Source organism: Streptomyces sp. NPDC047917 (assembly GCF_043204345.1).
In the GTDB taxonomy this organism is placed as follows: domain Bacteria; phylum Actinomycetota; class Actinomycetes; order Streptomycetales; family Streptomycetaceae; genus Streptomyces; species Streptomyces sanglieri.
The window spans coordinates 447,639-461,516 of the sequence record NZ_JBIDCA010000006.1; the positions used below are offsets into that span (position 1 = coordinate 447,639).

Annotated in this window: 9 protein-coding genes; 4 read left to right on the plus strand and 5 right to left on the minus strand. The window is 74.0% G+C overall.

Annotation, left to right across the window (positions count from 1 at the left end):
* Positions 1–25: 25 nt before the first annotated feature.
* From ACGF8B_RS17330 to ACGF8B_RS17345, 4 genes are all read right to left on the minus strand, one after another.
* Positions 26–1,573 carry a methyltransferase domain-containing protein gene (locus ACGF8B_RS17330; RefSeq protein ID WP_392739163.1) on the minus strand — a complete coding sequence of 516 codons (1,548 nt, stop codon included), beginning with the start codon at positions 1,571–1,573 and terminating at the stop codon, positions 26–28.
* Between the two features lie 95 nt (positions 1,574–1,668).
* The gene (locus ACGF8B_RS17335) at positions 1,669–2,562 is read right to left on the minus strand and encodes an esterase/lipase family protein (RefSeq protein ID WP_392739165.1); all 894 of its coding nucleotides are present in this window, start codon (positions 2,560–2,562) and stop codon (positions 1,669–1,671) included.
* Positions 2,563–2,744: 182 nt separating this feature from the next.
* Entirely contained in the window at positions 2,745–3,785 is a 1,041-nt protein-coding gene (locus ACGF8B_RS17340; protein ID WP_392739167.1) for a hypothetical protein, read from the minus strand.
* Complete coding sequence (locus ACGF8B_RS17345) at positions 3,782–7,318, minus strand: DNA polymerase III subunit alpha (protein WP_392739168.1); 3,537 nt, start codon at positions 7,316–7,318, stop codon at positions 3,782–3,784. Before ACGF8B_RS17345 ends, ACGF8B_RS17340 begins: the two co-directional genes overlap by 4 nt.
* A 189-nt stretch (positions 7,319–7,507) precedes the next feature.
* On the opposite strand from ACGF8B_RS17345, the gene ACGF8B_RS17350 reads away from it, so the two are divergent.
* On the plus strand, positions 7,508–8,548 hold the full coding sequence (locus ACGF8B_RS17350; protein ID WP_392739170.1) for a DUF3533 domain-containing protein: 1,041 nt from the start codon (positions 7,508–7,510) through the stop codon (positions 8,546–8,548).
* 89 nt (positions 8,549–8,637) lie between these two features.
* Here the strand turns inward: ACGF8B_RS17350 and ACGF8B_RS17355 are convergent, their stop codons facing one another.
* Positions 8,638–9,675, minus strand: coding sequence for a hypothetical protein (locus ACGF8B_RS17355; protein WP_392739171.1), 1,038 nt, complete (start codon positions 9,673–9,675; stop codon positions 8,638–8,640).
* A gap of 197 nt (positions 9,676–9,872) precedes the next feature.
* Between ACGF8B_RS17355 and ACGF8B_RS17360 the strand changes: the two genes are divergently transcribed.
* The 3 genes from ACGF8B_RS17360 (at position 9,873) to ACGF8B_RS17370 (ending at position 13,855) form a co-directional block, all read left to right on the plus strand.
* Positions 9,873–11,282: a hypothetical protein gene (locus ACGF8B_RS17360; protein ID WP_392739173.1), complete on the plus strand. Its 1,410-nt coding sequence runs from the start codon at positions 9,873–9,875 to the stop codon at positions 11,280–11,282.
* Between the two features lie 63 nt (positions 11,283–11,345).
* The gene (locus ACGF8B_RS17365) at positions 11,346–12,614 is read left to right on the plus strand and encodes an AAA family ATPase (RefSeq protein ID WP_392739175.1); all 1,269 of its coding nucleotides are present in this window, start codon (positions 11,346–11,348) and stop codon (positions 12,612–12,614) included.
* Positions 12,611–13,855 (plus strand): VWA-like domain-containing protein, encoded by a 1,245-nt coding sequence (locus ACGF8B_RS17370; protein ID WP_392739176.1) that lies wholly within the window; start codon positions 12,611–12,613, stop codon positions 13,853–13,855. Before ACGF8B_RS17365 ends, ACGF8B_RS17370 begins: the two co-directional genes overlap by 4 nt.
* Positions 13,856–13,878: the final 23 nt, after the last annotated feature.

Here is a 13,878-nt window from a genome sequence, read left to right on the forward strand (position 1 = left end):
TCCGGCCGAAGGACCCACGGGCTCGTCAGTCCCGGGGCCGCGCCCACACATCGGTGTACGGCGCCGGTTCCCGAGGGGCCGGGCGCGGCTGGTGGAATCCGGCGACCAGCTCCACCTCGTACCCCGCGGCGTCCTCCAGGTAGGCGGCGATGTGCCCCTCGCCGCCCGCGTGCGGGTAGCGGTCCGCGAAGAGCGGCCGCCAGCCGTGTTCCGGGGCCCTTTCCACCAGGGCGTCGAGGGTGGCCCGGTCGCGGACGTGGAACGCGAGGTGGTTGAGCCCGGGGCGGTGCCGGTCGTGCGGGCCCGGGGCCAGATCAGGCGACTGCTCGACCACGACATAGCTGTCGCCGCGCCGCCAGCTCCGCCCGTGCTCCCAGCGCTGGTACGGGACATGGCCCAGCTCGCCGAGGAGCCAGCCCCACCCCTGCTCGGCCACCGCCAGATCGGGCACCCACAGCTCGATGTGGTGCACCTCGCCGGTGCCGGACCGGGCGGCGGGCAGCGGAACGGCGCGGCGGACGCCGTCCGGCTCGTACGCCACGGTGTCGCCGTCCTCGTGCCAGTGGATCAGGAAGTGCTCCCCCGCCCGGTAGCCCTCGATCCCCGCCCGGCAGTAGGCGACGACATCGTCCGGGAGGGCGTCCAGCGGGAACCAGGCCAGCTCGGAGCACTTGTCGGGTTCGCGGTTGTACGGCGGACGGTCCGGGTCGTACTCCGCCTCGAAGAACCAGCCCGTCCTGGGGCTGCCGCCGGGGCCGCGGTGCTGCATGACCAGGGCGACCCGCAGCTCGTCCGGCCCCAGTTCGACGCCGATCTCCTCGGCCGCCTCGCGGATCATCGCCTCGCGGACGTCCTCGCCGTCCTCGACGTGTCCGGACGGGCCGTTGAACAGGCCGTCCGCGTAACCCGTGCCGGCCCGGCGGGCGAGCAGGACCTCGGGGCCCCGGCGGAGGATCAGGTGGACGTCGACGACCTCGGTGTGCCGGTGCGGCGGCTCGGCGCGGGCCACCAGGGCGTAGCGCTCGTCGTCGACCCGCCTGCCCCACAGGTCCGGATCGTCGGAGAGCCGCTCGTGGTGGACGCGTTCGGTGAACTCCGAGAGCAGTCCGGTCAATTGCCCGGCGGGGAGGCCGACACCGTTCCAGACGCCCTCGACCAGGATCAGCCGGCCGCCGGGCCGCAGCAGGGTGAACCAGTGGCGCAGGGCCGCAGCAGGGTCGGGCAGCAGCCACACGACGTGCCTGACCATGATCACGTCGAACCGCTGATTGCCGACCGGTGGCCGGGCCGCGTCCCCGAGCAGGAGGGCGGTGCCCGTCCCGGCGAGCTTGGTCCGGGCCTGCTCCACCATGCGCGGGGAGCGGTCGACGGCGGTGACCCGGTGGCCCTGCCCGGCGACGAGGAGGGCCAGGCTCCCGGTACCGCACCCCAGGTCGAGCACCTCGGAACGCCCGTCGGGCAGCCAGCTCTCCAGCCGCTGCGCCCAGGCGTGCCGGACCACCGGGTCGAGCAGCCCGTGGTCGGGCTCCTCGTCGAAGGAGTCGGCGGCGGAGTCCCAGTCGATCGTCGTCATGGGTAGATCGTGCCAGCCGCCGCCGACGGCGGTACGAGGGATCCGTCGGCCCGCACGCCCGGACCCCTCGTACCGCGACTGCCTGCGTGTCCGTGCTATCCGACGGCCGAGGCGCAGGTGGTGGGAGTGGCGTGCGCCGGGTCCAGGGAGTTCGCCACCTCGTGGTAGGCGATCCGGTCGACGGTGCCGATCGCCACGTGCTCGGAGAAGTCGACCGGGCACAGGTCCTGGAGCAGGACGTTGCGTACGTCCGGCCCGTCCAGGAACTGTGTGCGGTACGGGGTCACGACCTCGTCGTACCTGGTCGCGATGACGGTGTAGTGCACGCCGGGCACGGTGTCGGGGAGCGAGTTGAGCTCGGTGATGAACGGGGAGCCCGCCACCTGGTCGGCGAGACCGGGGGTGTGGGCGTTCAGCAGGTCCTCGGCCCCGGGGAAGTACGGCAGCAGCTTCGTCAGGCCGAGCAGGGTGGTGCCGTGGTTGTCGGGCGCGAGCCCGATCATGGCGTTCACCTTGGCGGCCCCGCCGAGGAACTTCAGGTAGTAGTTCGGCATCATGCCGCCCTGGGAGTGGCCCACGAGGTCGGCCTTGGCCGCTCCGGTGGCGGCGAGCACCTTGTCGACGAACGCGGAGAGCTGTCCGGCGGACTTGTCGACCGGGCCGAGTCCGTTGAAGAGCGGCACACCGGGCAGCTGCCCGTAGTCGAGCGAGTAGACGCAGTAGCCCCGGTTGACCAGGTATGGGGCGAGGACCAGCCAGTTGTCGATCGAGTTCCCGAAGGTTCCGTGGACCAGGACGACGGGGCGGGGATGGGCTGCGGAGGGCTTGCAGGAGTAGTCGTTCCAGCCACGGGAGGTGGCTGTCGCGGCTGTGGGGGCGGCTGCAGCGGCAGCGGCCGTGGGGGTGGCGGCTGCGGCGACGGCGAGGAGCAGTGCGGCGAGGGTTCTCCGCGCGCGTGGGGTGCGCGACGCACGTGTCCAGGGCAGCATCGTGTGGTCTCCTTGCGGCTCAAGGGAGTTGCGATGTCTGTACACCCTGCGGCCCGGACCACAGTTCTGACTGCTGATTCATCCGTGTTCCCGGGCCAAATTACGCGTGAGTAAGGTGGCCTGGGAAGTTACGCGTCGGTAAAAAGTGATGATCCGTCGATCGGGCGAACCCGAGGGGGCGATCAGGCCGCGAGCCGCCCCGGCATCACGGCCCGGGGGCCGAACCTGTCCCGCAGCCGGTCCGCCACCGCCTCGATCCGCCGCGCCCGCTCGTCCACCGGGTCGAACGACAGCTGGTGCGCGGCCCGCTCACCGTCCATCAGTCCCTCCGCGCGCAGCGTGATCCCCCGCACCCGGGCCCGTTGCAGGGCGAACGAGTCGTGGATCCGGTACGCGAGCGCGGTGAGCGCCGCGGAGTGGGCGGTGGGTTCCCGGAGCGTACGGCTGCGGGTCAGCGTCGAGTATCCGGTCCGGTCGGCATAGCGCACGCCGACCGCGAGGCCGCGGCAGACCTGCCCGTCCCCTCGCATCCTGGCCCCCAGCTCCTCGGTGAGCGACATGAGCGCGCGGCGCTGCCGTTCCCGGTCCAGCTCGTCGCGGGGGAAGGACCGTTCGGCGGCGATCGACCGGGCCGCGGCGCCCGGCAGGACCGCCGTGCGGTCGATGCCGTGTGCCCGCTCCCACAGTTCGCGCCCGGTCCGTACGCCGGTGATCCGCTGGAGGGTGCCGAGCGGGGCGGCCGCGATCCGGCCGACGGAGTCGAGCCCGTACGCGCACAGGGTGCGGGCCGTCGCCGCGCCGACGCCGTCCAGTGCCGCGGCCGGCCGGTCCGCGAGGAACTCCGCCGCCCCGCCCCCGGGCACCACGAAGGTCGTCCCGGGCGCGGCCCGGCGGGCCGCCATCCTGGCCAGCATCGGGTTCTCCGCCGCCCCGACGGCGCAGTCCACGCCGTGCAGGGCGAGCGCGCGGATCCGGATCACCGAGGCCAGCCCCCGCACGTCCAGCCCGAAGTAGCGCAGCGCGCCGCGCACATCGGCGAGCGCCCCGTCGGGCGGGGCCGCCTCGACCACCGGGGTGAGCGCGCCGAGCAGGGCGAGCAGCCCCTCGAAACCGGCGCTGTCCGGGAGGCCGCCGCCGACCTTGCGGAACCGCAGGGACAGGATGCCCGGCACCTTGGGTGCGGTGCTCGTTCCGCGGTCCCCGGGCTCCGGTGCGGTGCTCATCCCGCGCTCCCCGGGCTCTGGTGCCACAGCTTCCTGCCGGTGGCGACGCCTTCGCCGGGCGGCTGGAGATCGGACCAGGGGTTCATCTCGTATCCGGTGGGCAGCTGGATGCGACGGCCGTTGCCGGCGGGACCGCCCTTCTCGCCCTCTCTGCCCTCTCTGCCCTCTCTGCCCTCTCCGGCCTCTCCGGCCTCTCCGGCCTCTCCGGCCGAGGGCTCGCGCGCCAGCCGGTCCGCGACCGCGTCGAGTCCGCCGGTACGCCGCAGCTCGGCCAGCTCCGCCAGGTTCCAGGCCGCCGCGCCGACCACGCTCAGGCTCCGCGGGCCGCGTCGCTGCACCACTCCGCGCACCAGCAGCAGCCAGGAGTGGAAGACGGTGTGCGCGCAGGCGGCGTGGCTGTCGTCGAAGAAGGCCAGGTCGACCAGGCCCGTGCCGTCGTCCAGGGTGGTGAAGACGACCCGGCGGCCGGAGCGGACCGGTGGGGTCTGGGTGGCCGCCTTGGCGCCCGCGACCAGCACGGTGTCCCCGTGCCGTGCCTCGCGCAGCCGCTTGGCGGAGACCGTGCCGAGCTCCTTCAGGAAGGCGTGGTGATCGTCCATCAGGTGGCGGGAGACATCCATGCTCAGGACGCCCAGCTCGGCGCTGAGGCGTTCCGCCTCGTCCAGGTCGGGCAGGCCGATGGAGCCGGTCCGGTGTCCGCCGCCGAGCGGCAGCTGCGCGCCCGGTCCGCCGCCGGGGCCCGCGCCCCGCTGGGCGCGGTGCAGTTCGGACAGGTGCAGCAGCAGATCGCGCCGGTTGCCGCCGAACGCGTCCAACGCGCCCACCCGGGCCAGCCGTTCGGCGGCCGGCCTGCCCGGCCTGGCGCGCTGCCAGAAGTCGAGCAGCGAGGTGTAGGGCTGTCCGGCCTCGATCCGGGCGACCTCGGCCGCGCCGATGCCGTGGACGTCCGAGAGCGCGAGCCGCACCCCCCAGACACCCTCCCCGCCCTCATCATCGGACACCAGTTCGATTCGATGGGTGGCCGCCGACCGGTTCACGTCCAGTCCCAGCACCGGCACCCCCCGCCGCCGCGCGTCCGCGAGCAGCAGCCGCTTCGGGTACATCCCGGGGTCATGGGTGAGCAGCCCGGCGTAGAAGGCCGCCGGGTGGTGCGCCTTGAGCCAGGCCGACTGGTACGTCGGTACGGCGAAGGCGACCGCGTGCGCCTTGCAGAAGCCGTAGCTGCCGAACGCCTCGATGATCTCCCAGGTGCGGGCCGTCACTTCGGCGTCGTATCCCTTCTCCGTCGCCCGCAGCGCGAACCACGTCCTGATCCGGTCCTGCGATTCGGGGTCGGAGAGCCCGCGCCGCACCCGGTCGGCCTCGTCCCGGCCGCAGCCGGTCATGATGTCGACCATCTCGATGATCTGCTCGTGGAAGACGACCACCCCGTACGTCTCGCGCAGCGGCCCTTCCAGATCGGGGTGCGGGTAGCGCACGGGGGCCCGGCCGTGCCGGGCCTCGATGAATGGCCGCACCATGTCGGCGGCGACCGGTCCGGGGCGGAACAGCGAGATGTCGACCACCAGATCGTGGAAGCCGGCCGGCTGGAGCCTGCCGACCAGGTCGCGCTGGCCCGGCGACTCGATCTGGAAGCAGCCCAGCGTCTCGGCGCTCCTGATCATCCGGTACGTCTCCGGGTCGTCCGGCTCCACGGCGTCCAGGTCCACGGCCCGCCCCGAGGCCCGTCCGATCTCCGCGACCGCGTGCGCCATCGCCGACTGCATCCGCACACCCAGCACATCGAGCTTGAGCAGACCCAGGTCCTCCACGTCCTCCTTGTCGAACTGCACCATCGGGAAGCCGTCGCCACTGGTGGGCACGGTGGGCACCCGGCGCAGCAGCGTGGCGTCCGACAGGAGCACCCCGCACGGGTGCATGGCGATGCCGCGCGGCAGTGCGTCCAGCGCCTCCACCAGCTCCCAGAGCCGTCCGTACCGGTCCTTCTCCCGTGCCACTTCGCGCAGTTCGGGCAGTTCTTCCATGGCCGCGCGGGCGTCGCGGGCCCGGATGTGCGGGAAGGCCTTGGCGAGCCGGTCGGTCTCGGCCGGGTCCATGGAGAGCGCGGCGCCCACGTCCCGGATGGCGTGGCGCACCCGGTAGGTCTCCGGCATGGCGACGGTCGCGACCCGCTCGGTGCCGAAGCGGTCGATGATCGCGCGGTAGACGTCGAGCCTGCGGGCGGACTCCACGTCGATGTCGATGTCCGGCAGCACGAAGCGGCGCCTGGAGAGGAAGCGTTCCATCAGCAGCCCGTGCTCGACCGGATCGGCGTGTGCGATCCCGAGGAGATGGTTGACCAGAGATCCCGCACCGGAGCCCCGGGCGGCGACCCGCACCTTCATCCCCCTTGCGTCGTCCACCACTTGGGCGACCGTCAGGAAGTAGGAGGCGAAGCCGTGGTACGCGATGACGTCCAGTTCCTGGTGCATCCGCTCCCAGTAGTCGCGCCTGCGGTCGTAGCCGCGCAGCACCATGCCGGCGGCGGCACGGGAGGCCAGCACCCGCTGGGCGGTGCGCCGCCCGGCGCCGACGAGTTCCGGTTCGGGGAAGTGGACCGAACCGAGACCGAGGTGGTCCTCGGGGTCGACGACGCAGGCGTCGGCGGTGCGCCGGGTCTCCCCGAGCAGCCGCGCCCCGGCGTCCTCGCCCAGACCGGCGGCGGAGGCGATCCGCCCGGCGGTCCGGGCCATCGCGCGGGCGTCCTTCAGCCAGCGCTCCCCGCTGTCGAGCGGGGCCCGGCGGGGGTCGACGGGGACCAGCCGGCGGGCCGCGTCCAGCACATCGGCGACCGGGCCCTGCCCGGCGTCGGCGTACCGTACGGCGTTGGTCAGCACGGCCCGCACCCCCTGCTCGGCGGCGAGGCCGACGGTACGGGCAGCGAGCCGCAGCGAGCCGGGTCCGGTGCCTTCACGCCCGTGGTGGACGGCTTCGAGGCGCAGGTCGTCGCCGTAGATCTCCCGCCAGCCGGCGAGCAGTGCCGCGGCCCGGTCCGGGCGGCCGGCGGCCAGCGCCCTGCCGACGTCGGAGGCGGGGCCGAGCAGCACGGTGAGCCCTTGGGCGGGCAGGTCGGCCCGGCCGACCAGGGGCCGCCCCGCACCGTCGGGCGCGGGGGCGTGGGCGGCGGTGACGAGACGGCACAGCTCCGCCCAGCCCCGGGCGCCGTCCCGGGCGAGAAAGGTGACCCGGGGCGCGGATTCGTCGATGAAGGCGCCGCCGCGGACCGGGGTCCGCGGCCGCCGCGCGGGCGCGCCGCTTCCCGGGCGCTCCGCCGTCGCGGGCCCCACCGCGAGCTCCACCCCGAAGAGCGGCCGTATCCCGGCCTTCTCGCAGGCCCTGGCGAAGCGGACCGCACCCGCGAGGGTGTCCCGGTCGGTCAGCGCCAGCGCGTCCATTCCCCGCTCGGCGGCGCGCTCCGCCAGCCGCTCCGGGTGCGAGGCCCCGTACCGCAGGGAGAACCCGGAAACGGTATGCAGATGCGTGAACCCTGGCATCTGCACCTCCTGGACCGTTCCGTACTCACCACCCCCTCCGCTCCACCATAGACCAAGTTTCGAACATTCGTGCGATACCCCGTGTCCGGAACCTCTCCGGCTCCCGGACCCGCGACCCGCGAGGCGCCCGGTCAGCCATTCGGCCCTGCCCCGCCTGCACGAACTACCGGCGCCCCGGAGCGTGGGGGCATGACTTTCGCTGACGAGGTGAAGAACGCCGTCACTCCACGGGCCGCACTGCTCGTCATCGGTGTGCTCGGACTGCAGCTGCTGTTCATCGCGTCCTACGTCGGGGCGCTGCACAAACCGAAGCCGACCGATGTACCCTTCGGCGTCGTCGCACCGCGGCAGATCTCCGCACAGCTCCTCACCGAGCTGAAGAATCTTCCCGGCGGCCCGCTGGACCCCCGCGAGGTCGCCGACGCGGCCACCGCCCGCGAGCAGGTCCTCGACCGCAGGATCGACGGCGCCCTGCTGGTCGACCCCAGGGGCACGACCGACACCGTGCTGGTCGCCTCCGGCGGCGGCACCTCGATGGCCACCACCCTGACCAAGATCCTCACGGAGGTCGACCGGACCCGGCAGCGCACGGTGCGGACCGTGGACCTGGCCCCGGCCTCCGGCCAGGACTTCAACGGGATCTCGTCGTTCTACCTGGTCGTGGGCTGGTGCGTCGGCGGCTACCTCTGCGCCTCGATCCTGGCGATCAGCGCGGGCGCCAAGCCCGCCAACCGCCGGCGCGCGGTGATCCGGACCGGCGTCATGGCGCTGTACTCGATCGTGGGCGGGATCGGCGGCGCGATCATCATCGGCCCGATCCTCGGCGCCCTGCCCGGAAGCTTCTGGGGCCTGTCCGGCCTGGGCGCGCTGACCGTCTTCGCGGTCGGCATGATCACCCTCGCCCTCCAGGCCCTCACCGGCATCGTCGGCATCGGCCTGGCCGTCCTGATCGTGGTGATCGCGGGCAACCCGAGCGCCGGCGGCGCCTACCCGCTGCCGATGCTCCCGGACTTCTGGCGGGCGATCGGCCCCGCGCTGCCGCCCGGGGCGGGCACCTGGGTGGCCCGCTCGATCGCCTACTTCAGGGGCAACGCGGTCACCGGCTCCCTGCTGGTGCTGTCCGCATGGGCGGTGGTGGGCACGGCCATCACCCTCCTGGTCGCCGCCCGCCGCAGCCCGGAGGAACTCAGCGGCGAGCGGCCGCCGTTCGGCTCGACGCCGCTCTCCTGACCGTCCCGGCCCGTCCCCTTCCGCGCGTGGAAACGGCCGCCCTCCCGCATGGGGCGGCGGCCGCTCTCACACCGTCCGGGCCGGGCCCGTCATCTCAGCGTCCCCGCCAGCTTCTCCAGCCTGCGGGCGAGTTCGTCCCCCTGGCCCGCGACCTTGGTGGCCTTGCCGGACCAGAAGTCCGGGCCCGTCAGCCGCCCGTACCGCTCGATCCACGACGCGGCCTCACGGTCCATCCGCTCGGCCTTCGTCCGTACGTCGGCGTCCGCCGGCGCCGCGAGCACGTTCAGCTCGTCCACCAGGCGCTGGACCTTCCGCACCAACGGGCTGGTGCGCCGCCCGGGCCGGCGGTCCGCCCCGGTGGCGGGCGGCGGACCGGGAGCGGCCACCGGAGGAACCGGGGACGCCTCCACGGCGGGGCGACGGCTCGCACGCCCCAGACCCCGCATACCTGGGACCCGCAACCCCTCGGGCGTCATCGCGCAGGCGTCGAGCGGCACCCAGTCGGTACTGCGCCGCGCTTCCTCCGCCCTGATCCGGATGCGCCGCGCCACCCCCTGCGTCTCGCAGCGGAAGCGCAGCACCCAGCCGTTCGCCGCGTACATCTCCGCCACGGTCTCCGGGTGCGCGGACCCCGGCCCGAAGACCCAGTCCAGGCCTGCCGCGTCGCGTGCCGACTCCTCACACGCCGAACGCCATTCGGGGTGCGACAGCCTCCGGAACTGGAACCGCACCCGCTGCCGGCTGTCACGGACCCGGAGGTCGACGGCGTCCCCCGGGCCCGAGCCCAGATCACGCAGCACGGCCCGTGCGTCGATACCGCTGCCGCGGGCCCAGAGGGCGAGGTCCTGCTTGACGAAGAGATGGTCCGCGCTGTCCGCGCCGTTGGCACGGCGATGGCAGGAGGCGTTCGGCGCGTGGGCGAAGTGGCAGACCTTGTCCACATAGAGCCGGTCGGACAGCTTGCCGCCGCAGCCCCCGAGCTGGGTGCCGCACCAGTACGTGTACGCCGGATGACGCCGGCGCAGCCGCCGGAGCTCGTCGGCCTCCTGCGGCAGCACGATGCCCAGGCCCGACGAGGCGCTCCCGATGACCGCGGTCTGCACCAGCCGGCGATCCGATTCAGACATGCCGTCCTGCCCCTGCCCCCGAAACTCAGCAATCCGCTCCCACCCGCACAAACATTGAAGCATGCACATAATTCACAACGAAGATCGGTCCGGACCGAAACACCTGGCGGATCGGGGCAGCGGGAGCTACGCTGCCCGGCGATGACAACTCACTCTGTTAGCAGATTGGGGGCCCCGTCCGCGCAAGGTGAGTGCTGATGCTCACTCAGGACGCGAACAGGGATTCCCGCCTTTCCTTCTGGGCGCGCGTGCGAGAGTTCGCCGTGCCGCCCTCCATGATCGAGACCGCGACCGCCCGCCGCCAGGTCGGCGACTGGGCTGGGGCATGCGCCGCCGCGGGTGTCGATGTCGATCTCGGCCTCCGCTCCGTGGCGCGCGCCCACGGCCGCGAACTCGCGTCCCGGATCCGGGACGACCTCCGCCATCTGGCTCCTGACCTGCTGCGCTGGCATCTGCCTCGGATCGCTCCCCGTGGGCTGCTGCGGCCGGGCCTGACGATCACGCTGGCCCGGTACGACGCCGAGGGGCCCGGCGGTGTGCGTCCGGTGCGTCTGGTGGTACGGACTCCGCCCGCCTGGGCGGATGCCGGGCAGCGGATCGGGCTCGCGCTGTGGGACGGGTCGGACTCCGGCACCGAGGCCCGCCGCCATCCGCACCACCGCCCGAACCCTCGGTTCCGCCTCGATCTGCACCGCCATCTGTGGGACGCGCGCAGGGCCGGTGAGCTGCGGATCCGGTCCGGGGCGACCGGTCCGCCGTCCTCCGGCGACCGCCCCGCGATACCGCCGCAGGTGCCGGAGGCGGTGCCGTCCGGGTACAGCTGCGCCGTCGACCGGTGGGCGGACGAGGCGGGGATCCTGCTCCGGGCCGAGGGACGGTCCGCCGGGACCGTCGCCGTGCGGTTCGGGGCCCGGCGCCGGCTGCTCCTGGACCTGGTGGCGGAGGGGGACGGCCCCGGGCCGCCCGTGCTGCGGATCGCCGCGGCGACCACGGCCGCGGACGGCGGTGCCTCCGCGCTGCCGGTACTGCCCGACGCGGCGACCTGGGTGCTGCCCGACCTCGACCTGCTCCGTACCGGGTCGATCGAGGCCGGGCGGCTGCACCCGCTGGTCCTCGCGGCCCTGGTGCCGGATCACACGGCGGTCGCTCCGGCCCGGCCTCCGAGCCCGGTGGGGCAGCCACGCCTCGTGGACTGCCGGGGAGCCCAACACCGGATCGGTCCGGTCGACGGGGTACTGGCCCCGCTGGACCACGACCCCGCCGAGATCCGCCGGGAGGAGCTGCTGGTCGCACTGACCGGCACTCCCCTCCCCTGCCTCCAGGCCATCGACGAGGCGCACCGCCGCCCGGACTGCCTCACCGGTGTACGCGAACGCCTCGACCACGGCGACATCGCCGGTGCGCTGGCCGTCGTCGAGGGTCTGCTGGGCCCCGGCGCGCTGCTGCGCAGCGGCGAACTGCGGGACGAGCTGGAGGCGGCGGCGCGGCGGCGGATCACCTACGGGCTGTTCCGGGCGGGCCTGGTCGAAGGGCCGGACCGCCTCCACCCGTACCGCAGCCGGCCCCGTGACCGTCGCTCGCACCCGCGCCACGTGATCCGTCGCTGACCCGAATTCCGCACTTCTCCCGTACGCCTTACGCCTCACCACGAACCCACAGGTGATTCAGACATGCCCACACGCACCCCTTCCGCCCCGTCCGGCCCTCGCTCCGGCCACGCCTCCCAGCTCGACATCGCCGGTGAACTGACGGCCCTGCTGCGCGACACCACCACCGAACCCCGCCCCGACATCCAGCTGGAGGCCCTGGCCCTGGCCGTGGCCGCCGATCTGCCCGTACTCCTGTGGGGCGAGCCCGGCATCGGCAAGACCGCCGCGCTCACGCAGCTCGCCGTGTCCCTGGACCTCCCGCTGACCACGGTCATCGCCAGCGTCCATGAGCCGTCCGACTTCTCGGGGCTGCCCGTCCTGGGGGACGACCCCGCGGAACAGGGCGTCCCGATGGCCCCGCCGGACTGGGCGGTGCGGCTGGTACGGGCGGGCCGGGGGCTGCTGTTCCTGGACGAGCTGTCCACCGCGCCGCCCGCCGTTCAGGCCGCCCTCCTGCGTCTCGTGCTGGAGCGGCGGATCGGCGCCCTGCGACTGCCGCCCGGGGTGCGGATCGTGGCCGCCGCCAATCCTCGTTCCTCGGCGGCCGACGGCTGGGAGCTGAGTCCACCGCTGGCCAACCGGTTCGTGCATCTCCAGTGGACCCACGACCACGAGGTGGTGGTGCGCGGCCTCGCCGGGACCTGGCCCCGGGCGACACTGCCCCGGCTCGAACCCGAACGGCTGCCGGAGGCCGTGGACTTCGCACGCCGGGCGGTGTGCGGGCTCCTCTCCGCCCGGCCGACGCTCGTGCACCGGCTGCCCAGCGGCGAGACGCGCCGGGGCGGTCCCTGGCCGTCGCCCCGCAGCTGGGACATGACGCTGTGTCTCATCGCGTTCGCGACCGCCGCCGGTTCCTCCCGGGATGTGCTCTCCCTGCTGGTCCGGGGCACCGTGGGGGACGGTCCGGGGCTGGAGCTGCTGGCGAGCCTGGACCGGATGGACCTGCCGGACCCCGAGGCGCTGCTCGCCGACCCGGCGGGCGCCGAACTGCCCGAGCGGGGGGATCTGCGCCAGGCGGTGCTCGACGGCGTGGTGGCGGCCGTCCGCAACCGCCCGGAGAAGTCCCGCTGGGACGCGGCATGGTCGCTCCTGGTCCGGGCGCTGGAGACCGGCACCCCGGACGTGGTGGTCGTCCCGGCGACCACGCTCGCCTCGCTGCGCCGGCAGGACTGGGACGTTCCGGCGTCGATCGAGCAGCTCGCCGGAGCGGTGTCCCTGTCCCGACGCGCCGACCTGGCGGCGGCCCGTACCGCGGACCGGGCCGCCGCGGCCGCGAAGGCCGGCCGATGACACCCGGCGCACCGGGGGCGCTGGACCTCGACAAGCTCCTCGCCGCCCGCCTCCAGGCCGTCCGGGCCCGCCCCTATCTGGCGACGGCCCTGTTCGCCCTGCGCGTCGTGGAGTCCCGGCGGGTTTTGACGATGGCCGTCGACCGGCACTGGCGGTGCTACGTCTCGCCCGGCTTCGTGGACCGGACCCCGGTGGAGGAGCTGGCCGGGGTGTGGGTGCACGAGGTCTCGCACCTGCTGCGCGACCATCACGGGCGCGGCGACCGGGTCGCCCGGCAGCAGGGGCTGACCGGCCCCGCGGAACGGCTGCGGATGAACATCGCCGCCGACTGCGAGATCAACGACGACGTGTTCGGCGAGGGACTGGTCCGGCCGGAGGGCGCCGTGGATCCGGACGCCCTGGGGCTCCCCCGGGGGCAGCTCATGGAGGACTACCTGCGCCAGTTCCGGCTCGGGCCGCACACTCAGGACCTGGCCTGGCTGGACTGCGGCAGCGGCGCCGACGGGCTCGACCGGGAGTGGGACCTGGGGCCGGACGGCGCGCACGGCCTCAGCGAACAGGAACGGGACGCGGTCCGGTTCAGGGTGGCGCAGGGCATCACCGGCCGCCCGGGGAACGCCTCGAAGGGGTGGCAGCGGTGGGCGGAGGAGGCGTTCCATCCGCCGCAGCCGTGGCGGGATCTGCTGGGTGCGGCGGTCCGTTCGGCCGCCTCCGGGTCCGGCGCGGGCGAGGACTACACGTACGGCCGCCCGTCTCGGCGCTCGGCCGGTGTGCCCGGCGCCGTTCTGCCGAGCCTGCGGCGCAGACCGCCCCGGGTCTGCGTGGTCATCGACACGTCCGCGTCGGTCAGTGACACCGAGCTGGGCAGCGCGCTCCTGGAGGTCGCCGCGATCTCCCGTGCCGTCGGCGGCCGTCGCGACCTGATCACCGTCCTCCCGTGCGACGCGGCGGCCCGGGTCGCGCACCCGTTGTGCCGCGCCGAGGGGATCCCGCTGGTGGGCGGCGGGGGTACGGATCTGCGCACCGGCTTCGCCAGGGCCCTGCGGACGCAACCGAGGCCCGATGTCGTCGTGGTCCTGACCGACGGTCAGACCCCCTGGCCGAGTACGCAGCCGGCCTGCCGGACGGTGGTGGGTCTGTTCCCCCGGTCGTGGGACGAGGACGATCCGTACCACGTTCCGGGCTCCCCGCCCGAGTGGGCCCGCACGGTGGTCATCGGCACGGCTCCCGCGGGCCGGTGAATCCTGGCGGGGCGGCGGCCCCC

What these genes read in the sequence shown, in the direction of transcription:
- ACGF8B_RS17350 (WP_392739170.1), top strand. Translation starts at nt 7,508, where the DNA reads ATGACTTTCGCTGACGAGGTGAAGAACGCCGTCACTCCACGGGCCGCA.
- ACGF8B_RS17355 (WP_392739171.1), bottom strand. Translation starts at nt 9,675, where the DNA reads ATGTCTGAATCGGATCGCCGGCTGGTGCAGACCGCGGTCATCGGGAGC.
- ACGF8B_RS17345 (WP_392739168.1), bottom strand. Translation starts at nt 7,318, where the DNA reads ATGCCAGGGTTCACGCATCTGCATACCGTTTCCGGGTTCTCCCTGCGG.
- ACGF8B_RS17370 (WP_392739176.1), top strand. Translation starts at nt 12,611, where the DNA reads ATGACACCCGGCGCACCGGGGGCGCTGGACCTCGACAAGCTCCTCGCC.
- ACGF8B_RS17365 (WP_392739175.1), top strand. Translation starts at nt 11,346, where the DNA reads ATGCCCACACGCACCCCTTCCGCCCCGTCCGGCCCTCGCTCCGGCCAC.
- ACGF8B_RS17360 (WP_392739173.1), top strand. Translation starts at nt 9,873, where the DNA reads ATGCTCACTCAGGACGCGAACAGGGATTCCCGCCTTTCCTTCTGGGCG.
- ACGF8B_RS17330 (WP_392739163.1), bottom strand. Translation starts at nt 1,573, where the DNA reads ATGACGACGATCGACTGGGACTCCGCCGCCGACTCCTTCGACGAGGAG.
- ACGF8B_RS17335 (WP_392739165.1), bottom strand. Translation starts at nt 2,562, where the DNA reads ATGCTGCCCTGGACACGTGCGTCGCGCACCCCACGCGCGCGGAGAACC.
- ACGF8B_RS17340 (WP_392739167.1), bottom strand. Translation starts at nt 3,785, where the DNA reads ATGAGCACCGCACCGGAGCCCGGGGACCGCGGAACGAGCACCGCACCC.